This is a genomic window from Stenotrophomonas humi (genome assembly GCF_001431415.1).
GTDB classification, from domain to species: domain Bacteria; phylum Pseudomonadota; class Gammaproteobacteria; order Xanthomonadales; family Xanthomonadaceae; genus Stenotrophomonas; species Stenotrophomonas humi.
In genome coordinates this window covers 25,796-49,399 of the sequence record NZ_LDJI01000016.1, presented here as the reverse complement: position 1 = coordinate 49,399, position 23,604 = coordinate 25,796, and the positions used below count along the sequence as shown (strand labels likewise).

22 protein-coding genes are annotated in these 23,604 nt (G+C 64.1%); 13 read left to right on the top strand and 9 right to left on the bottom strand.

Translation table 11 applies throughout. The annotated features are described in order from the left end of the window. Positions 1-204: 204 nt before the first annotated feature. The 3 genes from ABB26_RS09110 to ABB26_RS09100 all read right to left on the bottom strand — a co-directional run bounded on the left by ABB26_RS09110 (position 205) and on the right by ABB26_RS09100 (position 3,093). Positions 205-576 (bottom strand): VOC family protein, encoded by a 372-nt coding sequence (locus ABB26_RS09110; protein WP_057633364.1) that lies wholly within the window; start codon positions 574-576, stop codon positions 205-207. A gap of 97 nt (positions 577-673) precedes the next feature. After that, positions 674-2,380 (bottom strand): M28 family metallopeptidase, encoded by a 1,707-nt coding sequence (locus tag ABB26_RS09105; RefSeq protein WP_057633363.1) that lies wholly within the window; start codon positions 2,378-2,380, stop codon positions 674-676. 56 nt (positions 2,381-2,436) lie between these two features. Next, on the bottom strand, positions 2,437-3,093 hold the full coding sequence (locus ABB26_RS09100) for a DUF4097 family beta strand repeat-containing protein (RefSeq protein ID WP_057633362.1): 657 nt from the start codon (positions 3,091-3,093) through the stop codon (positions 2,437-2,439). Between the two features lie 93 nt (positions 3,094-3,186). On the opposite strand from ABB26_RS09100, the gene ABB26_RS09095 reads away from it, so the two are divergent. Further along, positions 3,187-4,491, top strand: a complete 1,305-nt coding sequence (locus tag ABB26_RS09095) for a murein hydrolase activator EnvC family protein (protein ID WP_057633361.1) — start codon at positions 3,187-3,189, stop codon at positions 4,489-4,491. Positions 4,492-4,680: 189 nt separating this feature from the next. Then, the gene (locus ABB26_RS09090; RefSeq protein WP_057633371.1) at positions 4,681-6,171 is read left to right on the top strand and encodes a S41 family peptidase; all 1,491 of its coding nucleotides are present in this window, start codon (positions 4,681-4,683) and stop codon (positions 6,169-6,171) included. 114 nt (positions 6,172-6,285) lie between these two features. Here the strand turns inward: ABB26_RS09090 and ABB26_RS09085 are convergent, their stop codons facing one another. Beyond that, positions 6,286-6,978, bottom strand: coding sequence for a rhomboid family intramembrane serine protease (locus ABB26_RS09085; RefSeq protein ID WP_057633360.1), 693 nt, complete (start codon positions 6,976-6,978; stop codon positions 6,286-6,288). A 210-nt stretch (positions 6,979-7,188) separates the two neighbouring features. Here ABB26_RS09085 and ABB26_RS09080 point away from each other — a divergent pair, with 210 nt between their 5' ends. Continuing rightward, the gene (locus ABB26_RS09080; RefSeq protein ID WP_057633359.1) at positions 7,189-8,619 is read left to right on the top strand and encodes an outer membrane protein transport protein; all 1,431 of its coding nucleotides are present in this window, start codon (positions 7,189-7,191) and stop codon (positions 8,617-8,619) included. Positions 8,620-8,680: 61 nt separating this feature from the next. Here the strand turns inward: ABB26_RS09080 and ABB26_RS19165 are convergent, their stop codons facing one another. From ABB26_RS19165 to ABB26_RS18955, 3 genes are all read right to left on the bottom strand, one after another. Next, positions 8,681-10,009, bottom strand: a complete 1,329-nt coding sequence (locus tag ABB26_RS19165; RefSeq protein WP_057633358.1) for an energy transducer TonB — start codon at positions 10,007-10,009, stop codon at positions 8,681-8,683. Between the two features lie 226 nt (positions 10,010-10,235). Then, positions 10,236-13,445, bottom strand: coding sequence for a bifunctional proline dehydrogenase/L-glutamate gamma-semialdehyde dehydrogenase PutA (putA, locus tag ABB26_RS09070; RefSeq protein ID WP_057633357.1), 3,210 nt, complete (start codon positions 13,443-13,445; stop codon positions 10,236-10,238). 32 nt (positions 13,446-13,477) lie between these two features. Further along, positions 13,478-13,705: a hypothetical protein gene (locus ABB26_RS18955; protein WP_152982611.1), complete on the bottom strand. Its 228-nt coding sequence runs from the start codon at positions 13,703-13,705 to the stop codon at positions 13,478-13,480. Between the two features lie 35 nt (positions 13,706-13,740). Between ABB26_RS18955 and ABB26_RS09065 the strand changes: the two genes are divergently transcribed. From ABB26_RS09065 to ABB26_RS09045, 6 genes are all read left to right on the top strand, one after another. Further along, positions 13,741-14,229, top strand: coding sequence for a DUF2244 domain-containing protein (locus tag ABB26_RS09065; protein WP_057633356.1), 489 nt, complete (start codon positions 13,741-13,743; stop codon positions 14,227-14,229). A gap of 2 nt (positions 14,230-14,231) precedes the next feature. After that, complete coding sequence (coxB, locus tag ABB26_RS09060; RefSeq protein WP_057633355.1) at positions 14,232-15,158, top strand: cytochrome c oxidase subunit II; 927 nt, start codon at positions 14,232-14,234, stop codon at positions 15,156-15,158. A 65-nt stretch (positions 15,159-15,223) separates the two neighbouring features. After that, entirely contained in the window at positions 15,224-16,834 is a 1,611-nt protein-coding gene (gene ctaD / locus ABB26_RS09055; protein ID WP_057633354.1) for a cytochrome c oxidase subunit I, read from the top strand. A gap of 13 nt (positions 16,835-16,847) precedes the next feature. Next, entirely contained in the window at positions 16,848-16,982 is a 135-nt protein-coding gene (locus tag ABB26_RS19545; RefSeq protein ID WP_275452816.1) for a hypothetical protein, read from the top strand. Between the two features lie 38 nt (positions 16,983-17,020). Continuing rightward, on the top strand, positions 17,021-17,569 hold the full coding sequence (locus ABB26_RS09050) for a cytochrome c oxidase assembly protein (RefSeq protein WP_057633370.1): 549 nt from the start codon (positions 17,021-17,023) through the stop codon (positions 17,567-17,569). Positions 17,570-17,590: 21 nt separating this feature from the next. Further along, positions 17,591-18,466 carry a cytochrome c oxidase subunit 3 gene (locus ABB26_RS09045; RefSeq protein WP_057633353.1) on the top strand — a complete coding sequence of 292 codons (876 nt, stop codon included), beginning with the start codon at positions 17,591-17,593 and terminating at the stop codon, positions 18,464-18,466. 109 nt (positions 18,467-18,575) lie between these two features. Here ABB26_RS09045 and ABB26_RS09040 read toward each other — a convergent pair whose 3' ends face one another. Beyond that, the gene (locus ABB26_RS09040; protein WP_057633352.1) at positions 18,576-18,794 is read right to left on the bottom strand and encodes a twin transmembrane helix small protein; all 219 of its coding nucleotides are present in this window, start codon (positions 18,792-18,794) and stop codon (positions 18,576-18,578) included. Between the two features lie 57 nt (positions 18,795-18,851). Here ABB26_RS09040 and ABB26_RS09035 point away from each other — a divergent pair, with 57 nt between their 5' ends. The 4 genes from ABB26_RS09035 (at position 18,852) to cyoE (ending at position 22,536) form a co-directional block, all read left to right on the top strand. After that, the gene (locus tag ABB26_RS09035) at positions 18,852-19,574 is read left to right on the top strand and encodes an SURF1 family protein (RefSeq protein ID WP_057633351.1); all 723 of its coding nucleotides are present in this window, start codon (positions 18,852-18,854) and stop codon (positions 19,572-19,574) included. Positions 19,575-19,888: 314 nt separating this feature from the next. Further along, entirely contained in the window at positions 19,889-20,464 is a 576-nt protein-coding gene (locus ABB26_RS09030) for a hypothetical protein (protein ID WP_057633350.1), read from the top strand. A 10-nt stretch (positions 20,465-20,474) separates the two neighbouring features. After that, on the top strand, positions 20,475-21,638 hold the full coding sequence (locus tag ABB26_RS09025; protein ID WP_057633349.1) for a COX15/CtaA family protein: 1,164 nt from the start codon (positions 20,475-20,477) through the stop codon (positions 21,636-21,638). 4 nt (positions 21,639-21,642) lie between these two features. Next, entirely contained in the window at positions 21,643-22,536 is an 894-nt protein-coding gene (cyoE, locus tag ABB26_RS09020) for a heme o synthase (protein ID WP_057633348.1), read from the top strand. A 72-nt stretch (positions 22,537-22,608) separates the two neighbouring features. Here cyoE and ABB26_RS09015 read toward each other — a convergent pair whose 3' ends face one another. After that, positions 22,609-23,595 (bottom strand): bile acid:sodium symporter family protein, encoded by a 987-nt coding sequence (locus tag ABB26_RS09015; RefSeq protein WP_057633347.1) that lies wholly within the window; start codon positions 23,593-23,595, stop codon positions 22,609-22,611. Between the last annotated feature and the right edge of the window lie 9 nt (positions 23,596-23,604).

The window sequence follows — 23,604 nt, the reverse complement described above, 5'->3', positions numbered from 1 at the left end:
GCCGTTACGCCGGCGCAGCGGCGTTGGAGGGGCGGCGAAACGCTCTTTGGAAACTGGCTTTCTCCTACCGGGAGGGGGAGGCTCTCGATCGGCGTGTGCTGCTGGGGCGAGAGAGGCAATACGGAAGCGATGAACAGGGTTTGGGTCTTGCCGTTGGCGGCGATTCTCCGACCTGCTTGATGGTCCCTATGACACAGAGGACTTTCAGCGGTTGATGACCGCTTCGATGCGATGACCGTCGGGATCGATGAGGAAGGCTGCGTAGTAGCGCTGGCCATAGTCCGGGCGCAAACCGGCGGCGCCATTGTCGTGACCACCTACCCGGAGTGCGTTGCTGTGGAAGCGATCCACCGCTGCTCGATCGGGGGCGCTGAACGCGAGATGGAAGCCGGGACTTGCTGCGTGGGCATCCGAATTCAACTTCAGGCAAAGCAGGTCTTTGTCATCTTCCACCCCATAGCCAATGGCGTCATCGTCCTCGAATACACGGCGGTATCCCAACGCACCGAGTGCGGCATCGTAGAAGGCGCCACTGTGGGCCAGATCCCGAACCGGAAGGGAAACATGGTGGAGCATGCGTGTGAACCTGCGCAGGGGTGTCAATGAATCCCGAGTATGGCGGCATAAAAAAACGGCGCCCAATGGGCGCCGTTCTCGTGCTGTTTGATGTGACTTACTTGGCCGGTGTGGTGGCCTGATCTTTCATCATCGTGTCGCGATTGGCCTTGAATGGGTTGCCTTCGTACCAGTTAGGCCAGGTGGAGCCTGCGGCCAGCTGGCTGCCGACGCCGTACAGCAGTTCGAGATCTTCGACCGTGCCGTCCAGCTTCCAGGTGGCCGGGTCGTACTCGTCCTTCGGGCCGTGGTAACGGTCCTTGCCGTAGGCTTCGGCCGCACGTTTACCGGCTTCGATGCCGCCGTCGAGCAGGTCTTCGCCGCCGTCGGCATACAGCGCCGGGACGCCAGCCTTGGCGAAGTTGAAGTGATCGGAGCGGAAGTAGAAGCCGCTCTGCACCGAGCTTTCGGCGTGCAGAGTGCGATTCTGCTTGGCAGCCAGCGGTTTGAGGATGTCTTCCAGCTCCGAGCTGCCGAAACCGGTGACGGTCATATCACGGGCGCGGCCATTGACCGACATCGCATCGATGTTGATGACGCCGGCAATCTTGTTGAGCGGGAAGGTCGGGTGGTTCACGTAGTACTGCGAACCGAGCAGGCCCGACTCTTCCAGCGTGACGGCCAGGAACACCACCGAGCGCTCCGGCGGAGTCGGCTGGTGCGCCATCGCATCGGCAACTTCAAGAATGCCGGCCACGCCGGTAGCGTTGTCCACCGCACCGTTGTAGATGTTGTCGCCTTCTTCACCTTCATGCTTGCCCAGATGATCCCAGTGGGCCATGTAGACAACGGCTTCGTCGGCGCGCTTGGTGCCCGGCAGTACGCCGACCACGTTGCGTGACTTCTTCTCGGCAATGGTGCTCTTCAGGTCGAGCGAAAGCTTGGCCTGCAACGGTACCGGCTTGAAGCCACGCTTGTTGGCGTCACGGTAAGCCTTGTCCAGGTTGAGCCCGGCATCTGCGAACAGCTTGCCGGCGGCTTCGGCGCTGAGCCAGCCCTGGGCCTGCAGGCGCGGCTCTTTGTCTTCGGCTGCCGGCAGGTCGTACTGCGCGCCACCCCAGGAATTCTTCACCACGTCCCAGCCGTAGGAAGCGCCGGCGGTGTCGTGGACGATGAGTGCGGCGGCTGCGCCCTTGCGTGCGGCTTCCTCGAACTTATAGGTCCAGCGGCCGTAGTAGGTCATGCGCTTGCCGTCGAACAGCTTGGCATCGTCGACATGGAAGCCCGGGTCGTTGACGAACATGACAACGGTCTTGCCTTTCCAGTCCTGGCCGGCGTAGTCGTTCCAGTTCTGCTCGGGGGCATCAACGCCGTAGCCGACGAATACCAGATCGCTGGCGTCGATCTTGATTTCCGGTTGGCCACTGCGCGTACCGATGACCATGTCGGTACCGAACTTCAGTTCCTGGCTGGCGTCGCCGCGCTGGATCTTCAGCACGGTGTTCGGATCGGCCGTGGTTTCGGTCATCGGCACGTCCTGGAACCAGCTGTCGCCGTTGCCGGGCTGCAGACCGATGCGCTGCATCTGGTCGCGGATGTAGTTGACCGTGAGTTCCTCGCCCTTGCTGCCCGGCGCGCGGCCTTCAAATTCATCCGAGGCCAGGTTCTTGACCAGTTCGCCGAAGTCGGCGGCATTGATCGCGCTGGCGAAGGCATGGGCCGGTGCCGGGGCGGGCACGGGAGCGGCGGTGGGCGCCTCGGCGTCGCGTTTGCAGGCGACCAGGGCCGCACTGGCGGCAAGGCACAACAACAGTTTGCGTGGCATGGAAACTCCGGAAATGCAGTCGAACCCCGATTCTAGGCCGAAGCGGGGGGCGAGACTCAGTTGGCGGGCGCGGTTTCGCTGCTGAAGTGCTGCACCGTGGCGCCGGTGACCGGACCGATGCGGGCGCTGTCATGCACGTACAGCACAACGTCACGCTCGAACTGCAGCGCGCCTTCCACCACCGCATTGGGGCCGATGATGATGCGCGGCTTGCGCGGCGCCTTGAATGAAATGCCGAACGACGGGCGCTCCACTTTGATGCCGCCCCTGACCACCGAATCGACGCCGACGGTGATGTCGCCATTCACGGTTTCGATATCGCCATCGAGCTGCGTGGCGACCAGGCCGATACCACCGTTCACGGTGGTCACGTCACCGCTGATGCGGCTGCCACGGTCGACGAAGATGCTGCCGTTCACCGTTTCCAGGCCGCTGGACAGCACCAGGTTGCGGCCGGCGCGGATGCCGCCATTCACGGTTTCGATGTTGCGCGCGGTGACGTTTTCGTCGGTGCGGATGCTGCCGTTGACCGTACTGACGCTGCGCGCATTCACGCCGCTTGCCAGTTGGATGCTGCCGTTGACGGTTTCCAGATCGCGGTAGCTGGCGCCGGCCGTGGTCTGGATGCTGCCATTGACCTTGCTGATGTCATCGTCGGCCATCGCCTGCGGTGCAGCGACGGCCAGGGTCAGCAACAGGAGGAATCGTTTCATGGGAATCTCCTTGGGTGGGCATTCCGGGGGACAGGCACCGATGGCACCACGCTTGGTTACAATCCGCACCTGCCTTAAGTCACTGGAAAGCCATTGCGCCAGACTTGCCACCACCACCGCCAAGACCGGCTCCAGGCCCTGCCGCGTTGGAGCGCGGGCTGCCTGCTGGTGTTGGCGCTGGTGGCGGGCCCTTTGCTGGCGCAGAACAATCCACGTGATGCCGAGAAAAAGCTGCAGCAGCTGCGCGGCGAGTTGAAGGGCGTCTCCCAGGAGCGACGGCAACTGGAAGCGCAGCGGGGAAATGCCCAGCAGCAGTTGCGTGACGCCGACCAGAAGGTCGCACGCAGCGGTCGCGCGGTGGCCGAATCCGAAGCGGCGGTGCGTCGCGAGCAGCAGGCGCTGGTGGAACTGCAGCAGCGCAAGGTTGAACTGGAAAGCGGGCTGTCCCGCCAGCGCCAGCAGTTGGCCGGGTTGCTGCGGGGCGCCTATCAGCTGGGCAATCATGCACCGCTGAAACTGCTGCTGTCGCAGGACCGGGTTGCTGATGCCAATCGCCAGTTGGCCTATCACCGCTACATGCAGCGCGAGCGCGCCCAGGCCATCACCGCGTTGACGGCCGACCTGCAGGCGCTCAACAGCACCGAGCAGCAGATCGTTGCCCGCAGCAGGGAGCTGGAACAGACGCGCGAGCAGCAGCGTCAGCAGGCCGCTGCACTTACCCAGGATCGCCGCCAGCGTGCTTCGTTGTTGAGTGAACTGGACCAGCGTTACCAGGACCGCAGTGAGCGCGAGAAAGCGCTGGGCAAGGACGCACATTCGCTTGAGCGTTTGCTGGCCAACCTGCGCGCGGCTGCGGCCCGTGCGGAGGCAGAGCGCCGTGCCGCGGCACGCCGTGCGGCAGCGGAACAGGCCCGGCAGAAAGCCGCCAACGGCAATGCCACGGCAGGGCGCAGCCCGGCGCGCGGCACTGCGGGGAAAACGCCGCCACAGGTCGTGGCCAACGCACCCGCACCACGGGTGGGCGGATTGGGGTGGCCGCTGTCGGGCAATTTGCTGGCGCGTTACGGCGGCCGTCTGCCGGATGGGCGCAGCAGTGCCGGTGTGTTGATCGGTGCGCCGGCCGGGAGCACGGTGACAGCCGTGGCCGATGGAACGGTGGTGTTCTCCGACTGGATGACCGGCTACGGCATGATCCTGATCGTCGATCACGGCAACGGCTACATGAGCCTGTACGCGCACAACGATGCGTTGCTGCGTGACGCCGGTGCCCGCGTGCGCCGTGGTGAGGCGGTGGCCAAGGTGGGCAATTCCGGTGGACAGGGCGTGACGGCGCTGTACTTCGAGCTGCGTCGTGGCGGCCAACCGGTGGACCCGACAACCTGGTTGCAGCGGCAGTAACTGCCGCAGCTCCGCCTCCTCGGTCCGGGCGCGGGTACGCAACGTAGAGTGAACGAAACAACGACGTCGGTTTACCGGGGCTGCCTGGAGGCGTTGGCCGGCCCCTGGTTCAACGGGAATTTAGCCGGGCTTCGCGCATAATCGGGGCCAGCGCGCTTGGCGTGCATTCGTTTTCTCATGGAGTGGTTCATGCGTGTAGCCCGTCTTGCTGCTGCCCTGCTATTGGCCCTGTCCCCCGCGATGACGCTGGCGCAGAGCGCGTCGGACAAGGTGCCCACGGCAGATGATCCCGATGCCAAGGAATCGGTGACCTCCCGTGTGCCGTTGGATGAAATCCGCCGCTTCGTCGCGGTCTACAACGCGGTACGCGCGGCCTACGTGGACCCGGTCGATGACAAGCAGTTGATGCAGTCGGCGGTGCGAGGGTTGCTGCTGGAGCTGGACCCGCACAGCACGTACTTCGACAAGGAAGACGCCCAGGCCTTTGACGAGCAGGCCACCGGTGCCTACGAAGGCATTGGTGTGGAACTGCTGCAGCAGGACAACGTGCTCAAGGTGGTGTCGCCCATCGACGATACCCCGGCCGCGCGTGCCGGCATTCGCGCCGGTGACCTGATCGTGGCCATCGATGGCAAACCGATCAGCGCGATCGAGGCGATGGAACCGCTGCGAGGCGTGGCTGGCAGCAAGGTTGTGCTGACCATCGAACGTGGGGATGGCAAGCCGTTCGACGTCACGGTGGTACGCGAGACCATCCGCGTCACCAGCGTGCGCAGCAAGATGCTTGAACCCGGATATGCCTACGTGCGCATCAGTACCTTCCAGGCCGATACCGCCGCCGATTTCCAGAAGCACCTCAACCAGCTGCAGGCGCAGTCCGGCGGCAGGTTGAAGGGGCTGGTGCTCGACCTGCGCAGCAACCCCGGTGGTCTGTTGACCGCAGCGGTACAGGTGGCCGACGACCTGCTCGACAAGGGCGGCATCGTCAGCACGCGCGGGCGCATTTCCATCAGCGATGCGAAGTTCGATGCCACCCCGGGTGATCTGATGAAGGGCGCACCGGTGATGGTGTTGGTGGATGCCGGTTCGGCCAGTGCATCGGAGGTCCTGGCCGGCGCATTGCGTGACAACCAGCGTGCCCGCGTGATCGGCAGCCGCACCTTCGGCAAGGGCTCGGTGCAGACGGTGCTGCCGCTGGACAATGGTGATTCGGTCAAGCTCACTACCGCGCGTTACTACACGCCGAGCGGACGTTCGATCCAGGCCACTGGCATCCTGCCCGATGTGGAACTGGCTCCGGAGCCCAGTGACGTGAACAAGGACGTGCCGGCCAGCCTGGTCGATTACAGCGAAGCCAGTCTGCCAGGTCACCTGCGTGGTGACGACGAGGCAACGGCGAGCAAGGCCGGTGTGGTGCTGTCGGGCGAAGGTCCGGTGCAGTCGGCATTGCGTGAGCTCAAGCAGCCCGGTTCGGTCGCGAGCGTGGCCAAGGCCAAGCCGGCCACTGCTGCTGCGCCCGCCGCCGCTGCAACGGCGCACTCTGCCGCCGCCAGGACGGAGCCGGCCAAACCGGAAGCTGCGGCACCAGCCGCCGCCAAGCCCGGGCCCATCACGCCTGAGCCGAGCCCGGCCCCGGCGAAAGCCGATTCGCCCAAGCCGCCGGTTGACGACGGAAAGTGACACTCAACGGCCCTGCATTGCAGGGCCGTTTCATTTCAATCAACTCAATCAACGCGGTTGGGCGAGCATGGCGAAGATGCGTGGCTACCTTTCGCTGGGACGGCATCCGCGCCGCTAGAACCCGTGGCTCTTGCGCAACCGCCTCGCGATGGCCGCACGCACGTACAGCCCGTAAACGATGCCGAACAGGAAGCCGGCCACATGCGCCGACCAGGCCACCATGCCGAAGCTGGGGCCGATGTAGGCGAACACCACCTGCAATGCCGCCCATGCGCCGATCAGCAGGAAGGCCGGGGCGCGGACGAATTCGAGGAACAGCCCCAGCGGCAGCACCAGGCCCAGGCGCGCGCCGGGGAACAGCGCCAGGTAGGTGCCCATCAGCGCGGAGACCGCGCCACTGGCACCAATGATGGTCCGTTCCGGTGTCCCCATCACATACAGGGCGGCGAGATTGGCGGCGGCGCCACCCAGCAGGAACAGCAGCAGCAACCGCCACGGCCCCAGCATGCGTTCGGCCGGTGGCCCGAAGATCAGCAGGAACACCAGGTTGCCGAGCAGGTGCAGCCAGTCGGCATGCAGGAACAGGGCGGTGAACAGCCGCAGCACGCTGCCGTCACGCAGGGCGGCCCACCAGTCCTGCGGGTTTCCCAGGCCGGTGGACAACGCGCCCCAGTCCAGCCAAAGCGATCGCCGTGCCTCATCCGGTCGTGAGATTGACCACAGGAAAGCGAGCCAGATGGCCACGAACAGGAGTGGCACGGCCCAGCGCAGGCCTGGCTTCTTACGGGAGGGAGTGGAGACGAACATGTACGCAAAGCCTAACCCGACGCCCGTCAATGGTGGGGTTCGGCTTTTTTTGGGGCCGTTATTGTTTAGTTAAGGTTGCTGGGTAATACTGCATACGGCGTCGTATGTCGGGAGGGGACTCCGGCGCACTTCCAGCGGCTTCGGCAGCTTGGCGGTGCAGGCGCAAAAACGAACATTATCGTCTTACGTCTTACGGAGAGAGTTTCCAACATGACCGCTTCCTCATTTGCACGCGTTACCGCCCTGGCTGTCGGCATTGCCGGCGCGTTGACCTTTGGCCATGCCCAGGGCGCGGCTTTCCAGCTGAAAGAAAACAGTGCCAAGGGCCTGGGCCGCGCGTTCGCCGGTTCGACCAGTGCATGGGACGACGCTTCGGTGGTCGCCACCAATCCGGCCTCGATGCGCCTGCTCAGTGGTCGCCAGTTCCAGGCCGACCTGAGCGCGATCAGCTTCTCGGCGGACTTCAAGAAGGACGACGCCAAGCTCGCCACCGGCGCTCCCGTGACCGGCGGCAACGGCGGTGACGCCGGCATGATTGCCCCGGTTCCGGCTGCTTACTTCCACGTGCCGTTCGGCGAAAACGACAACATGCACTTCGGTCTGTCGTTGACCGCTCCGTTCGGCTTCAAGACCGATTACGACCGCGACTGGGTGGGCCGCTACCATGGCGTGACCACGGATCTGAAGGCCGTCGACCTGGGCGCTGCGTTCTCTTACGACGTGAACCCGTACGTGTCTTTCGGTGCCAGCGTGTTCGTCGAGCACCTGACCATCGAACTGACCAACGCCGTTGACTTCGGCGCCGTCACCAATGCCGGTGCGCAGCAGAAGGCTGCCGGTGCGGTGCTGGCTGGTGGTGGTACCCCGGCGCAGGCCGCTGCCGCCGCCAAGCAGGCCGGTGCTGCCGCAGCGCAGGCCGGTTTCTTCCCGGGCAGCGCCGATGGCTTCGCCTCGGTCGAGGGCGACAACAACGCCGTGGGCTACGTGCTGGGCGGTACCTTCAGCCCGAGCGAAGATACCAACATCGCGTTGAGCTACCGCTCCAAGGTCGAGCACAAGATCACCGGCGGCAAGGCCAAGTTCACTGTTCCGGGCAACGTTGCCGCGGCACTGAACACCCAGGCGGCCGGCATCTTCATCAACACCAGCGGCAAGGCGACCGTGACCCTGCCGGCTTCGGCCACCCTGAGCGTCACCCACCGCGTCAACGATCGCTGGACCGTAATGGGCGACGTGACCCGTACCGCATGGGCTCCGGCGTTCGACAAGGTGACCGTGGACTTCGCATCGAACCAGCCCGACAACGCGCTGGAGTTCGGCTACAAGGACACCACCTTTGCGTCGCTGGGTGCCGAGTACAAGCTGTCGGAAACCATCACCCTGCGCGGTGGCGTGGCGTATGACCAGAGCCCGACCACCAACGAGCACCGTGACGTGCGCGTGCCGGACGTGACCCGCAAGTGGCTGTCGCTGGGCCTGGGCTGGACCCCGTCGGAGAAGACCGAATTCAACTTCGGCTACACCCACCTGTTCACCGACGAGCCGTCGATCAACATCACCTCGGCCACCAACAGCACCCTGAAGGGCAAGTACGACGTGGGTGGCGACATCCTCGCCGCTTCGATCAACTACAAGTTCTGATCGAACACCACATCCGTTACAGCAAAAAGCCCCGCTATTGCGGGGCTTTTTGTTGGACGCTTCAGTCCAGCGCGAAGTTGATAGGCATTGCCACTCTGGATGCCACCGCGGCGCCGTTCTCAATGGTGGGGCTGAAGCGCCATCTGCGCGCGGCCTCCAGGGCGGCGGTATCCAGATCCTTGTTGCCGCTGGATTGCTGGATGTCGACGTTGGTTACCCGTCCGGTGTTGTCGATATCGATGGCGACCTTGACCGTGCCGGTAATGCCATTGCGGAATGCGTTGGGCGGGTAGCGTGGCGGTGGCGCGCTCAGAATCCTGGCCGGTGAATCCGCCGGCGGCGGGACCTGCGTGGCAGTGGATGCTTCCGGGACAGCGGATGGCGTTTCCGTCGACGTTGGGGCAGCATCTGTACTCGCTTTCAGCGTCACGATTTCCAGCTTCACGTCATCGCGGATGCGTTTTGCCGCATCGAGTGCCTGTGCGGCGTGAGCGCGTGTTGCATAGGGACCGATCCGCACGCGCCAGGCCTGCCGACCATTGATGGTGCCCTGCTGGACGAAGCCTGGCAGCTTGAAGCCTTCCACCGCCGCGATCACGGCATCGGCGTCGGCACGCGAGGCGTAGGCACCAAAGCTCACGGCGTAATTGCCGTCCACTGTCGCAGGTGGCAACGACGAGGCGCTGGCCGGCGGCGGTGCAGTTGCTGTTTCCGCCGATGGAGCAGCACTGCCATTCTCGGTGAACAACGGGCGGTTGCCGCCGCAGTGATCCAGGACGCCGAGGATCGCCGGGGTGCGGTCGAAGGTGAGCTCATCGGTGCCGGCGGCGGTGTTCACCTCTACCGTGAGTGGCAGCGATTCCTTCATGACCGCTGCCGGATTCCAGCGCCGGCCGTAGAAGGAGCGCATGCCATCGTTGGCTTGTGCGTAGGCCAAAGCGAGGCTGTTGGTGTCCAGCGTGATCACGTTGAGATGCGAGGTGGCAGCGAAGTGGCGGCCCAGGGCGGCAACGGGTATGCCCTGCATCTTGATGCGTCCGACGGGGAGGTTTTCTACCTGGTTGAGTCCGAAGAGGGTGTTGCTCTGGATTTTGGTTGCAAACGGCGTGCCATTGCCGACGTTGTCATAGGCTTCGACCCGGAAGCTCCAATTGTCTCCCCGGCATTCGGTGATGAGATCGAAGACGACGTTCTGGGTATGTATGCGCCTGGACGCGAAGAATACGGTCCCGTCGATGTTGGACGGACGGGTGCCCTGGCGCCAGTCGTCGTTGGCTTCCGACGGCTGCTCCGTGGACGGGGAAGGAGCGGAGAGCTTGTCACAGGCGGTTGCCATGATCGCCACCATGCCTGCCATGGCGATTGCCGAAAGACGTACCTTGTTGCGCATTGCGGGGAGATCTCTGTGAGTGAGCGGGGAAGCACCGCGCTGCGGATGCGGCGAGAATCAAGTAGCAAATGATGCCGGATTGCGCGCGCGTTGTATGACACAGCCTTGCTGCGGTGCTTCTGTGGTTCTGCTGTTGCCTTGAAAAAGGCCGCGATACCGGTGTTTCCTTTTTCATAAAAAACCCCGCTTTCGCGGGGTTTTCTGTTGCTGCGTCAACGAGGGGCGATCAATCGCCCAGCGTCAGCAGCGAGGCGTTGCCACCGGCGGCGGTGGTGTTCACCGTCACCGTCTTCTCGGTGGCAAAGCGCAGCAGGTAGTGCGGGCCGCCAGCCTTGGGGCCGGTACCGGACAGGCCCTGGCCGCCGAACGGCTGCACGCCGACCACTGCACCAATCTGGTTGCGGTTGACGTAGACGTTGCCGACGTTGACGCCGTTGGCAATGCGCTCGACGGTTTCGTCGATGCGCGAATGCAGGCCCAGGGTCAGGCCGTAGCCGGTGGCGTTGATCTGGTCGATCACCGCATCCAGCTGATCGGCCTTCCAGCGGATCACGTGCAGCACCGGCCCGAAGATCTCCTTGTGCAGCTGGCCCAGATCCTTCAGCTCATAGGCGCGCGGGGCGAAGAAGGTGCCGTGCGCGGCGTCGGCCGACAGCGGAGCGACGGCGATCAGGCGGGCTTCGACATCCATGCGCGCGGCATGGTCATTGAGGATCTGCAATGCGTCAGCGTCAATGACCGGGCCGACGTCGGTGGACAGTTCACCCGGGTTGCCGATCTTCAGTTCGGCCATGGCGCCGGCCAGCATGCCCATCACCTTGTCGGCGATGTCGTCCTGCACGAACAGCACGCGTGCAGCCGAGCAGCGCTGGCCCGCCGAGGTGAAGGCCGAACCAATCGCGTCTTTGACCAGCTGTTCCGGCAGCGCCGAGGAGTCGGCGATGAAGGCGTTCTGGCCGCCGGTCTCGGCGATCAACACACCGATGGCAGCATCGCGTGCGGCCATCGCGCGGTTGATCGCACGGGCGGTGTCGGTGGAGCCGGTGAAGGCCACGCCGGCCACGCGCGGGTCGGCGGTCAGGGCGGCACCGACGGTGGCGCCATCACCCGGCAGGAACTGCAGCACACCTTCTGGTACGCCGGCATCAAGCAGCAGTTTCACGGCGTAGTAGCCGATCAGGTTGGTCTGCTCGGCGGGCTTGGCGATGACGCTGTTGCCAGCGGCCAGTGCGGCGCTGATCTGGCCCAGGAAGATCGCCAGCGGGAAGTTCCACGGGCTGATGCAGACGAACACGCCACGGCCGTGCAGCTGCAGTTCGTTGCTCTCGCCGGTCGGGCTGGGCAGCTTCTCGGCGGTGCCGAACTGTTCGCGGGCCTGCTTGGCGTAGTAACGCAGGAAGTCCACCGCTTCGCGCACTTCGGCGACGCCATCGGGCAAGCTCTTGCCGGCCTCTTTGACGCACAGCGCCATGAACTCCGCGATGCGGGCTTCCAACTGGTCGGCGGCGTGCTCGAGGATGGCGGCGCGGCTGGCGGCCGGGGTGCGGCTCCATGCCGGCTGTGCGGCGACGGCATTGGCCAGCGCTTTCTGCACGGTGGCGCTGTCGGCAGCCTGCCAGTGGCCAACCACGTCGCGGCTGTCGGCCGGATTGGTGACCGGCAGCGAGGCGCCGCTGATGTTGGCACCCGGTACCAGCGGTGCGGCCTGCCACGGCTTGATCGCGGCGTTGAGCTGCTCGGCGAGGGCGCGCAGGTCGTTGTCGTTGGCGAGGTTGATGCCCATGGAATTGTTCCTGTCGTGGTTCTGGCTGCGCAGCAGGTCAACCGGCAGCGGGATCTTGGGGTGCGGGATGGACGCGAACGAGGACACCGCTTCAACCGGGTCGCGGATCAGGTCATCGATGGACACGTCTTCGTCGGTGATGCGGTTGACGAAGCTGGAATTGGCGCCGTTCTCCAGCAGGCGACGCACCAGGTACGGCAGCAGGTCTTCGTGCGAGCCGACCGGTGCATAGACGCGGCACGGCACGTTGAGGCGGTCGGCCGGAATCACTTCGGCGTACAGGTCATCACCCATGCCGTGCAGCTTCTGGTGCTCGTACACGCCGCCCTTGGCGATCTGCTTGATCGTGGCGATGGTGGCCGCGTTGTGCGTGGCGAACATCGGGTAGATGGCGTCGGCATGGCCGAACAGGCGTTTTGCGCAGGCGATATAGGACACGTCGGTGTTCTGCTTGCGGGTGAACACCGGGTAGCCGGCCAGGCCTTCGACCTGCGCGCGCTTGATCTCCGCATCCCAGTACGCGCCCTTGACCAGGCGCACCTGCAGCTTGTGGCCGATGCGGCGGGCCAGGTCGGCGAGGTAATCAATCGTGTACGGGGTGCGCTTCTGGTACGACTGCACCACGATGCCGAAGCCTTCCCAGCCCTTGAGCGAGGGATCGCTGACCACGCGTTCGATGATGTCCAGCGACAACTCCAGGCGGTCAGTTTCCTCGGCATCCACCGTGCAGCCGATGCCGTAGGACTTGGCCAGCTGTGCCAGCTCCAGCACCCCGGGAACCAGGTCGCGCAGCACGCGTTCGCGCTTGGCGTGTTCATAGCGCGGGTACAGTGCCGACAGCTTGATCGAGATGCCGTGCGAGGTGGTGACATCGCCATCGGCCTTGCCGCCGCGGGCGATGTTGTCACCGCCGATGGCGTGGATCGCGCGGCGGTAATCTTCCAGGTAACGCAGCGCATCCTTCATCGTCAGCGCGCCTTCGCCAAGCATGTCGAAGGAATAGCGGTAGTTGCTGTTGTCGCCCTTGTGCGAACGCGACAGCGCTTCATCGATGGTGCGACCCATGACGAACTGGTGGCCCATGATCTTCATCGCCTGGCGCACGGCCAGACGAATCACCGGCTCGCCGACGCGACCGATCAGGCGCTTGAATGCACCGTGCACGTCGCGCTTGGTGCCATCGGCCAGATCGACCAGATGGCCGGTCAGCATCAGGCCCCAGGTCGATGCGTTGACCAGCACCGAGTCGGACTGACCCATGTGCTTCTTCCAATCGGCTTCACCGAGCTTGTCGCGGATCAGCTTGTCAGCGGTTTCCTGGTCCGGAATGCGCAGCAGCGCTTCGGCCACGCACATCAGCAGCACCCCTTCCTCGCTGCCGAGGTCGTACTGGCGCATGAAGGCTTCGATCGCGCCCTGGTTCTTGGCGCGTGCGCGCACGCGACGTACCAGGTCAGCGGCGGTGGTCTGCACCTGCGCCTGCTCGGCGGCGGGCAGGCGTGCCTGTTCCAGCAGCTCGCGGACATGACCGGTTTCGTCCTTCAGCCAGGCATCGGTGATGGCCTGGCGCAACGCGGACGGCGCCGGCGGCAGTTCGGGCGAAAGCAGGGCTTCCGCAGGAGAGGTGACAGCGTTGGATGAGGGTGCGTGCATGCCTTGGGCCACGGTTGTGGAATTCGGCCATTTTAATCCTCGGCGATATTTTTCCCAGCCCCTTGAGCGGCCCTTTTTGATTGCGGAAAGCCTTTCGTACAGGGCGATTCGGCTAAAAAAATCGAGCCAGAATGTTTTGTGCCGATTCCGGCAATTTTGCTGCCGATGTTGTGCGAAGCAGGTGCGGATTCTGTGTGCACTGCAGCATCCTGCACATCGATGAATGGAAGCTTGCCGGTGTGGTTGGGCGCGGCTACCATCGAGTCGTTTTCCGCGATACGGACGCGGTTGCGACATGATCCAGATGCTTCGGTCAGTTTCCGATGGCTCGCATGCGCAGCTGGTACTGCATCCCCCACGGGCACTCACCGCCCGGCAGTTCGTCCTGTTGTTTGCAGTGTTGGCAGGGTTGATGGTGTTCACGGCAGGCTTGGCCTGGTTGTCCGGAAACGTTCTCGCCCCTGTCTTCGCGTTGGTGCATTGCTTCCTGGTGGGTGGTGCGTTGCGTGCGGCATGGCGCAGCGGCGACCGCAGGGAAGAGATCCGGGTAGGGCCGGACTGCGTGGAAGTGATTCCCGCAGCCGGGAGTTCACCGGTGTTCCGGGCACATCCTTATTGGGTGCGGCTGGTCGCCGGAGAGGAACGGGTCCTGCTGGTTTCCAGCGGCAAGCAGGTGGAAGTGGGGAGTTTCCTCGCACCTGCCGAACGTCGGGAACTTGCGGCGGCACTTGAAAGCTTGCTCGCAGCCAGCAATGGCTGCAAACCGACGACGTCAAGGGTCTAGGCATGAAGCAAAGCAGCGGGTGGGGCGGGAAGTTGCAGTACGGGTTCATGCTGGCAGCCATGGCGCTGTTGGCGCCGACGGCGTGGGCGCAGTCAGCCGACCCGAAGGCGTGGCAGCTCAACATGGGCAAGGGGGTTACCCATACCGCGCGCATGGCGTGGGAAGCGCACATGGTGGCGCTGTGGGTATGCGTGGTGATCGGTGTGCTGGTGTTCGGCGCCATGTTCTACGCCATCTTCAAGTTCCGCCGGTCCAAGGGGGCGGTGGCGGCCAAGTTCAGCCACAACACCAAGGCCGAAGTCATCTGGACGGTCATTCCGATCGTCATCCTGGTGGTGATGGCGTGGCCGGCGACGGCCAAGCTGATCGCGATGTACGACACACGCGACTCGGAAATGACGGTGAAGGTCACCGGCTACCAATGGATGTGGAAGTACGAATACCTGGGTGAGAACGTCGCCTTCACCAGCCGCCTGGACCGCAAGTCCGACGAGGTCCGCCAGAGTGGCGTGGTGCCGACCGTGGCCAGCGATCCGCATTACCTGCTGGATGTGGACAACCCGCTGGTGCTGCCGGTCAACACCAAGGTGCGTTTCGTCATCACCTCCGATGACGTGATCCACGCCTGGTGGGTGCCGGCGCTGGGCTGGAAGCAGGATGCCGTGCCGGGCTTCATCAACGAGCGCTGGACCAACATCGAGCAGGAAGGCATCTATCGCGGCCAGTGCGCGGAGTTGTGCGGCAAGGATCACGGCTTCATGCCGATCGTGGTCAAGGCCGTGTCCAAGGAAGAATTCAAGACGTGGCTGGCCTCGCGCAAACCCGCGCCTGCACCGGCTGCTGATCCTGCTGCGGCACCGGCTGCTCCGGCCGCCGCAACGCCGCAACCGGAAGCCGCGCCTGCCGAGCAGGCGAGCACCGGCGCCTGATCCCACTGCGTGCCGGCGCAGGCCGGCGCGATGCCTGGAAACTGGATTAACGAGGTGTAGTTGCAATGGCGAACTCCGCAGTGGATCACCACGATCACCACGGCCATCAACAAGGCTTCTTCGAGCGCTGGTTCTTCTCCACCAACCACAAAGACATCGGCACGCTGTACCTGCTTTTCAGCTTCCTGATGTTCATCGTCGGCGCGGCGATGAGCGTGGTGATCCGCCTGGAGCTTGCGCAGCCCGGCCTGCAGTTCGTCAAGCCGGAATTCTTCAACCAGATGACCACCGTGCATGCACTGGTGATGATCTTCGGTGGCGTGATGCCGGCCTTCGTCGGCCTGGCCAATTGGATGATCCCGCTGCAGATCGGCGCGCCAGACATGGCGCTGCCGCGCATGAACAACTGGTCGTTCTGGTTGTTGCCGGTGGCCTTCACGCTGTTGTTGATGACGCTGTTCCTGCCCGGTGGTGCGCCGGCCGGTGGCTGGACGCTGTATCCGCCGCTGTCGCTGCAGGGCGGCTACAACGTGGCCTTCAGCGTGTTCGCCATCCACGTGGCCGGTATCAGTTCGATCATGGGCGCGATCAACATCATCGCCACCGTGCTCAACATGCGCGCGCCTGGCATCGACCTGTTGAAGATGCCGATTTTCTGCTGGACCTGGCTGATCACCGCGTTCCTGTTGATCGCGGTGATGCCGGTACTGGCCGGTGCGGTCACCATGCTGTTGACCGACAAGTTCTTCGGTACCAGCTTCTTCAACGCCGCCGGTGGCGGTGACCCGGTGATGTACCAGCACATCTTCTGGTTCTTCGGGCACCCGGAGGTCTACATCATGATCCTGCCGGCGTTCGGCGTGGTCAGCGAAATTCTTCCCACCTTCAGCCGCAAGCCGTTGTTCGGCTACCAGGCGATGGTGTACGCCACCGCCGCCATCGCGTTCCTGTCGTTCATCGTATGGGCGCACCACATGTTCACGGTGGGCATGCCGTTGGGTGGCGAGATCTACTTCATGTTCGCCACGATGCTGATCTCGATCCCGACCGGCGTGAAGGTGTTCAACTGGGTCAGCACGATGTGGGAAGGCTCGCTCACCTTCGAGACGCCGATGCTGTTCTCGATTTCGTTCGTGATCCTGTTCACCATCGGCGGCTTCTCCGGCTTGATGCTGGCCATCGTGCCGGCCGACTTCCAGTATCACGACACCTATTTCGTGGTGGCGCATTTCCACTACGTGCTGGTGACCGGTGCGGTGTTGGCGCTGATCGCGGCGGTGTACTACTGGTGGCCGAAGTGGACCGGGCGCATGTACAACGAGTTCTGGGGCAAGGTGCATTTCTGGTGGACGATGGTGTTCGTCAACCTGCTGTTCTTCCCGCAGCACTTCCTCGGTCTGGCTGGCATGCCGCGCCGCATCCCAGACTACAACCCGGTGTTCGCCGACTGGAACCTGGTGAGCTCGATCGGCGCGTTCGGCATGTTCGTCACCCCGTTCATGATGGCCGCGATCCTGTTGGCCTCGCTGCGTAGCGGCAAGCGCGCCGAAGCGCGTGCATGGGAAGGCGCCAAGGGCCTGGAGTGGACCATTCCGTCACCGGCGCCGGCACATACCTTCACCGTGCCGCCGGTGATCAAGCCGGGTGATCTGGCCCACGACGATGTCACCCATTGAGGAGCTGCAGTCCATGAGCGACAAGCAATGGCAGCCTGACGATATGGCACTGCGCCGCCGCCGCTCGCGCCGCACGGCGCTGGTGGTGGGGCTGGTGGCTGTGGCGGTGTATGTGGGCTTCATCCTGTCCGGAGTGCTCGCACATTGACCACGCCCGCGCCCAAGCCGCCCGCACGCAATGCCGGCATGGTCCGGCTGATCGGCGTGGCGCTGGGCGTGTTCGTGCTGACCTTCTCCCTGGTGCCGCTGTACCGCATCGCCTGCGAGAAGGTGTTCGGCGTGCGCCTGGAGCGCGGCGCAAGCCAGGCCGGTGCGCAGCATGTGGACAGCATCAAGCGCACCGTTCGGGTTGAGTTCGATGGTGGCGTCAATTCGAAGTTGCCGTGGGCATTCCATCCGGAAAAATTGACGATGGATGTGGTGCCGGGCGAGTTGAACGAAGCGATGTACTTCGCGCGCAATGAAAGCGACCGCGCGCTGGTCGGCAGTGCCGTGCCCTCGGTGGCGCCGGCACGTGCCTCGGGTTACTTCAACAAGACCGAGTGTTTCTGTTTCACCGCGCAGACCCTGCAGGCTGGTGAGCAGCGCGATATGCCGGTGCGCTTCATCGTTGATCCGGATCTGCCGGCCGACGTGAAGACCATCACCCTGTCCTACACGTTCTACAAGAATGATGCGCTGACCGAGCAGCTGGCGCCGGCATCTGCCGCCACCGCTGCGCATGCAGCTCCCTGATCACGGACCCGGAAGCAAGCCATGGCCCATAACACGCCTGATGCCAACGTCTATTTCGTGCCGAGCCACAGCAAGTGGCCCTTCGTCGGCTCGATCGCCATGCTGGTGTTGATGGTCGGGGTGGCCAGCTGGCTCAACGACACCAGCTGGGGGCGATGGACGTTCTTCATCGGCCTGGCGATGCTGATACTCACGTTGTTCATGTGGTTCGGCGATGTCATCCGCGAATCGGTGGCGGGCAGCTACAACCATCAGGTGGACGGTTCATTCCGGATGGGGATGATCTGGTTCATCTTCTCCGAGGTGATGTTCTTCGGCGCGTTCTTCGGCGCGCTGTTCTACACGCGCAACATGGGCCTGCCTTGGCTTGGTGGTGAAGGCCACGGCGTGCTGACCAATGAGTATCTGTGGGATGGCTTTTCGGCCGCGTGGCCGACCAACGGCCCGGCCGATATCGGTGGTGCGTTCCAGACCATCCCGGCCTGGGGCCTGCCGCTGCTCAACACGTTGATCCTGCTGACCTCCGGCGTGACCCTGACCATCGCCCACCACGCGCTCAAGGCCGGCAACCGCAAGCAGCTGCTGATCTGGTTGGGTGCGACGGTAGTGCTGGGCTGCGTGTTCCTGTTCTTCCAGGCGGAGGAATACATCCACGCCTACAAGGAGCTGAACCTGACCCTGGGCTCGGGCATCTACGGCTCCACCTTCTTCATGCTCACCGGCTTCCACGGTGCACACGTGGCGCTGGGCACGATCATGCTGACCGTGATGTGGCTGCGTGCCGCCAAGGGGCACTTCACCCGCGACAACCATTTCGGCTTTGAAGCGGCCGCGTGGTACTGGCACTTCGTCGACGTGGTGTGGCTGATGCTGTTCCTGTTCGTCTACGTGCTCTGAGCAGAGCGGGGGACGGCTGTCGAGGAGTGGGGAATGAAGCGCTTGCGAGCTTCGCTCAACAATCGCATCAATGCCTCATTCCCCGCTTCCCAATCGCTGTTCCCTGCGCTCAGCCACCCACGCCGTGCGGTTTGATCCAGCCACTGTAGATGCCCACCGCCACCAGCAGGATCAACACCACTGAAAGCACGATGCGCCGTGTCAGCGCATTGACCGTGCGTTTGGTCTGGCCGCGATCGATCATCAGGTAGTAAAGGCCGGCTCCCAGATTCCAGACGATGACGATCAGAAACGCGATTACCAGCAGGGTCTTCAACGAATCATTCATGCGCGGCTCGATGGGTGGATGGGCAAGGCTATATCACCTGTTCAGGGCCAACTTGTCATGACGCGACAGCACACGGGAATCTTTGGCTGGTTGCTGGCCTTGCTGGTGGCCGTGGTGTTCTGCGGCTTCGGGGTCTGGCAGCTGCAGCGCATGCATCAGAAGGAAGCATTGCTGGCGCAGGTGCCGCCCGATCGCACGATGGCGGTGACGCTGGATGCGGCCATGCGCATGCCGCAGTCCCTGCATTGGTTGCGTGACCGGTTGCAGTTCCTGCCCGGCACGGTGCTGCTGGACAACCAACTGCGCGAGGGCCGCGCCGGTGTGAAGGTTTACCAGGCCGCGCGTGCGCAGGATGGCAGGGCGGTGCTGGTGGATCTGGGCTGGCTGCCATTGCCCGCGAACCGGCAGTTGCCGGTGGTGACACCGCAGCAGGGCTGGCAGTCATTGGAAGGCCTGTGGGCGCCTGCGCCGTCGTCGGGGCTGGCATTGGGGCCACCGATGAGCGCGGCAGTACAGGCACGGACTTGGCTGGCCACGCGCCTGGAGTTGCCGGTCATCGCCCGACATCTTGAATTGGCGCCGTCCGCGTTGGCACCACGCGTGCTGCGGCTGGATCCCGCGTTGCCGCTGGGCTACACGCGGGATCTGGAGCTGCTGCCCAATACCTTGCCGCCTTCCCGGCATCTCGGTTATGCGGTGCAATGGTTCGCCATGGCGCTGGCGGTGCTGGTGATCGCCGGGGTGTTGCAGTGGCGGCGCAGGCGGGGAGGGCGGTCGTGATGTTGGTTGCAGAACAGAGCAACAGCAGCCCTCCCCAAATCTTCCCTGCGCTGCGCGCAAGGGAGGGGTTGGAATCGAGGGTTCATGGAGCTTTCGTTGGGGTGGTTGCCGCTGATGTCGCTATCAACAACATCGCCGCAGTTGCAGCCGGTGCTTCTGCCATCGCATATGTACCGACTGTCGCTTTTCCCCCTCCCTTTCACCGAAGGTGAAGGGCAGGGCCAGGGAAGGGAGCTTTCGTCGTTGCCCTGCTCCGCTGTCCCCCGATTTTTCGTTCCTGCCGTCTCAACCCTCCACATGGGAAACTGCCACGCATGAATGCCCTTACGCCCGATCAGCTCGCCGTTCGCAACCGTGGCCGTCGGGTGCTGTTGTTGATCTTCGCCATGTTCTTCGGGTCGATGGCGTTGGCCGGCATCCTGCGCTTCTCCGGTTGGACGCCGCAGATCACCCGCAATCACGGGCAACTGTACGAACCGGCGATTGATCTGCGCGATGAGCGCCTGCAGCTTGCGGATGGCCAGCCGTACCCGTGGAACCCGGAAGCGCGCGTGTGGCGAATCGTATTGGCGCCGCACGCCAACTGCGCCCCCGCCTGCGTCACTTTGTCGCAGCAGTTGGACAAGGTGTGGCAGCTGTTCGGTCATAACGCCGATAATGTCGAGATATTGTGGCTGGGTACGCCCCCTGCACAGGTGGCGGCGATGCCGGCGCTGAAGGTGCTGCAGGCCCAGCCCGCGTTCCGGGCCAAGCTGCCGGGGGTTGATGACCCGGCTGGAACCCCGGTGTATGTGATTGATCCCAATGGCTTTGTGGTGTTGCGCTACGCGCCGGGTTTTGAACCCGGTGGATTGCGGGCCGACCTTTCCAGGCTGTTGAAACTGAAGTGAGTCCCGTTCGATGAATGCCACCGCGCGTCCGGCGCTGTACCGCAATTTCCACCGCCTGGCGTGGTTCGCACTGATCATGACCGCGAGCACGATCATGTTCGGCTCGTTCGTGCGGCTGTCCGATGCTGGCCTGAGCTGCCCGGATTGGCCGACCTGCTATGGCCGCGTCACCTGGCCGCAGACGCAGATGGAAGCGGCCCAGCACGCGGCCAGCGAGATCCGTCCGCTGGAAAGCCACAAGGCCTGGCGCGAGCAGGTGCACCGCTTCCTGGCCGGCTTGCTGGGCGTGGAAGTGTTGACCCTGGCGCTGCTGGCGGCGCGCCGCCGCAAGCACGGCATCGCACAGATCGTCACCGCCTCGGTGCTGGTGGCCCTTGCGATACCGCTGTACATGCGCGGTGAACATGTCGCCTCCAGCGTATTGGCCATTGGTGGTGAAGCGATCCTGCTGCTGGCGGCGCTGCGCTGGTCCAACATCGATCTTGCACGCGCGGCGGTGCTGACCTTGGCGGTGGTGGTGTTCCAGGCGTTGCTGGGTATGTGGACCGTGACCTGGCTGCTCAAGCCCATCGTGGTGATGGGGCATCTGCTCGGCGGCATGTTGATGTTCGGCATGCTGGTGTGGATGGCATGGAAGGCGACCAACCTGCCGCTCATCCTCGCCGAGGCCTCGCGCCTGCGCTGGTGGCTGCGTGCGGGTGTGGCGTTGCTGGTGCTGCAGATCGCGCTGGGTGGTTGGGTCAGTTCCAATTACGCGGCGCTGGCCTGCGGTGGTGGTAGTGCGTCGCTGGACAACTTCCCGCGTTGCGTCAGCCAATGGTGGCCGCAACAGAATTACAGCGAAGGCTTCACCCTGTGGCGCGGCATCGGCGTGGACTATGAAGGCGGCGTGCTGGACGGTGCTTCGCGCATCGCGATCCAGATGGCGCACCGGATGATGGCCATCGTGGTGTCGCTGTACCTGCTGGTGCTGTCGGTGCGCCTGTTCCGCATACCGGGCATGCGCGCGTGGGCGACCACGCTGGGTGTGCTGGTGTTGCTGCAGGTCACGCTGGGCGTGCTCAACGTCAAGCTGGCGCTGCCGCTGCTGGTGGCCGTGCTGCACAGTGGTGGCGCGGTGGCCTTGTTGTTCGTGCTGGTCACGCTGCTGGCGCGGCTGCGCGCTCCGGAGTGATGGCATGAAGACGACGTGGCGTGATTATTGGGATCTGACCAAGCCCAAGGTGGTGGCCTTGATTGTGTTCACCGCCTTGGTGGGCATGTTCCTGGCCGTTCCGGCGGTGCCGACCACCGCGCAAGCGGTATCGGGCGTGCTGGGCTTCCTCGGCATCTGGTTGGCGGCATCGGCCGCAGCGGCGATCAACCAGCTGCTGGATGCACGCATCGACGCGCAGATGGCCCGTACTTCGTGGCGGCCACTGGTGGTGGGCAAGGTGTCGCCGCGGCAGGTGCTGGTGTTTGCCGGTGCGTTGACCGCGCTGTCGATGACCATCCTGGTGCTGTGGGTGAACGTGATCACCGCGGTGCTGACCTTCGCCTCGCTGATCGGCTATGCGGTGATCTACACCGTGTACCTGAAGCGTGCGACCTCGCAGAACATCGTCATCGGTGGCCTGGCCGGTGCCACCCCGCCACTGCTGGGCTGGGCGGCGGTGACCGGCATGCAGGGTAGTTCCGACTGGGCCTATGCCTCGCTGCTGGTGCTGATCATCTTCATCTGGACGCCGCCGCACTTCTGGGCGCTGGCGATCTTCCGTCGTGCCGACTACGCCAAGGCCGACGTGCCGATGCTGCCGGTGACCCATGGCGTGCCGCACACGCGCAAGCAGATCCTGGCCTACTCGGTGGTGCTGGCGGTGGTGACGCTGCTGCCGGTGGCGATCGGCATGAGCGGCATGTTCTATCTGGGCGGTGCCGCCGTGCTGAACATCGTGTTCCTCTGGTACGCGTGGAAGATGCAGAACCCGCCGGACGAAATGTTCAACATGAAGATGTTCGGCTATTCGATCGTCTACCTGATGGCGTTGTTCGCGTTCCTGCTGGTCGACCATTGGCTGCTGCCCTGGTTGTGACCCCGCATGAAAAGGCCGGCGTTTGCCGGCCTTTTCCATCTGGATGGCAATGTAAAGGGTGAAGCGAGCCGATCAGCGTTTCGGTGCTTCAACGCCCTGCCGCGCATAGCGCTGGGCGATCACCGAGCAGACGATCAGCTGGATCTGGTGGTAGATCATGATCGGCAGCACGATGGCGCCGAGGCTGCCGCCGGCAAACAGCACCTTGGCGATTGGCACGCCGGTGGCAAGGCTCTTCTTGGAACCGCAGAACACGATGGGGATCTCGTCGAAACGGCTGAAACCCAGACGTCGCGCCAGCCAGGTGATGCCCGGCATCGCGATGGCCAGCAGCACTACCGCCACCAACGCAGCGGTGAACAACGAACTGACGGGCGTCTTGCTCCACAAGCCTTCACTGACGGACTCGCCGAAGGCGGCGTACACCACCAGCAGCACCGTGCCCTGGTCGGTATAGCGCAGCAGCGCACGCTGTTTCTCCACCCATCGGGCAATCCACGGCCGCAGCAGGTGGCCAGCGACAAAGGGCACCAGCAGTTGCAGCATGATCGCGCCCACCGCGTGCAACGGGTTGGCCATGCCGCCCTGTGAACCGGCCAGCACCGTCATCAGCAACGGCGTCAGGAACACGCCGAGGATGCTCGACAACGAGGCCGCACACACCGCCGCCGGCACGTTGCCACCGGCAATCGAGGTGAAGGCGATGGACGACTGCACGGTGGACGGCAGCGCGCACAGGAACAGCACGCCGATGTACAACTCGGGTGTCAGCAACGTGCCGGACAAGGGTTTGAACGCCAGCCCCAGCAGTGGGAACAGCACGAACGTGCAGGCCAGGATCACGATGTGCAGGCGCCAGTGCAGCATGCCGGCGATGATCGATTCGCGTGGCAGGCGCGCACCGTGGAGGAAAAACAGCGCGGCGATGGCGAAGTCGGTGAAGTGGTCGAAGCCGCGCGCGGCGGCGCCGGTCATCGGCAGCACGCTGGCCAGTACAACCGTGGCAAGCAGGGCGAGAGTGAAGTTGTCCGGTCGCAGTCGCGACCACCAGCGAGTCATCGGCAAGGG

Excerpts from the sequence above, each read along its gene's own strand:
- ABB26_RS09110 (WP_057633364.1), bottom strand. The coding sequence starts at position 576 with ATGCTCCACCATGTTTCCCTTCCGGTTCGGGATCTGGCCCACAGTGGC.
- ABB26_RS09105 (WP_057633363.1), bottom strand. The coding sequence starts at position 2,380 with ATGCCACGCAAACTGTTGTTGTGCCTTGCCGCCAGTGCGGCCCTGGTC.
- ABB26_RS09100 (WP_057633362.1), bottom strand. The coding sequence starts at position 3,093 with ATGAAACGATTCCTCCTGTTGCTGACCCTGGCCGTCGCTGCACCGCAG.
- ABB26_RS09090 (WP_057633371.1), top strand. The coding sequence starts at position 4,681 with ATGCGTGTAGCCCGTCTTGCTGCTGCCCTGCTATTGGCCCTGTCCCCC.
- ABB26_RS09085 (WP_057633360.1), bottom strand. The coding sequence starts at position 6,978 with ATGTTCGTCTCCACTCCCTCCCGTAAGAAGCCAGGCCTGCGCTGGGCC.
- ABB26_RS09080 (WP_057633359.1), top strand. The coding sequence starts at position 7,189 with ATGACCGCTTCCTCATTTGCACGCGTTACCGCCCTGGCTGTCGGCATT.
- ABB26_RS19165 (WP_057633358.1), bottom strand. The coding sequence starts at position 10,009 with ATGCGCAACAAGGTACGTCTTTCGGCAATCGCCATGGCAGGCATGGTG.
- putA (WP_057633357.1), bottom strand. The coding sequence starts at position 13,445 with ATGCACGCACCCTCATCCAACGCTGTCACCTCTCCTGCGGAAGCCCTG.
- ABB26_RS18955 (WP_152982611.1), bottom strand. The coding sequence starts at position 13,705 with ATGGTAGCCGCGCCCAACCACACCGGCAAGCTTCCATTCATCGATGTG.
- ABB26_RS09065 (WP_057633356.1), top strand. The coding sequence starts at position 13,741 with ATGATCCAGATGCTTCGGTCAGTTTCCGATGGCTCGCATGCGCAGCTG.
- coxB (WP_057633355.1), top strand. The coding sequence starts at position 14,232 with ATGAAGCAAAGCAGCGGGTGGGGCGGGAAGTTGCAGTACGGGTTCATG.
- ctaD (WP_057633354.1), top strand. The coding sequence starts at position 15,224 with ATGGCGAACTCCGCAGTGGATCACCACGATCACCACGGCCATCAACAA.
- ABB26_RS19545 (WP_275452816.1), top strand. The coding sequence starts at position 16,848 with ATGAGCGACAAGCAATGGCAGCCTGACGATATGGCACTGCGCCGCCGC.
- ABB26_RS09050 (WP_057633370.1), top strand. The coding sequence starts at position 17,021 with ATGGTCCGGCTGATCGGCGTGGCGCTGGGCGTGTTCGTGCTGACCTTC.
- ABB26_RS09045 (WP_057633353.1), top strand. The coding sequence starts at position 17,591 with ATGGCCCATAACACGCCTGATGCCAACGTCTATTTCGTGCCGAGCCAC.
- ABB26_RS09040 (WP_057633352.1), bottom strand. The coding sequence starts at position 18,794 with ATGAATGATTCGTTGAAGACCCTGCTGGTAATCGCGTTTCTGATCGTC.
- ABB26_RS09035 (WP_057633351.1), top strand. The coding sequence starts at position 18,852 with ATGACGCGACAGCACACGGGAATCTTTGGCTGGTTGCTGGCCTTGCTG.
- ABB26_RS09030 (WP_057633350.1), top strand. The coding sequence starts at position 19,889 with ATGAATGCCCTTACGCCCGATCAGCTCGCCGTTCGCAACCGTGGCCGT.
- ABB26_RS09025 (WP_057633349.1), top strand. The coding sequence starts at position 20,475 with ATGAATGCCACCGCGCGTCCGGCGCTGTACCGCAATTTCCACCGCCTG.
- cyoE (WP_057633348.1), top strand. The coding sequence starts at position 21,643 with ATGAAGACGACGTGGCGTGATTATTGGGATCTGACCAAGCCCAAGGTG.
- ABB26_RS09015 (WP_057633347.1), bottom strand. The coding sequence starts at position 23,595 with ATGACTCGCTGGTGGTCGCGACTGCGACCGGACAACTTCACTCTCGCC.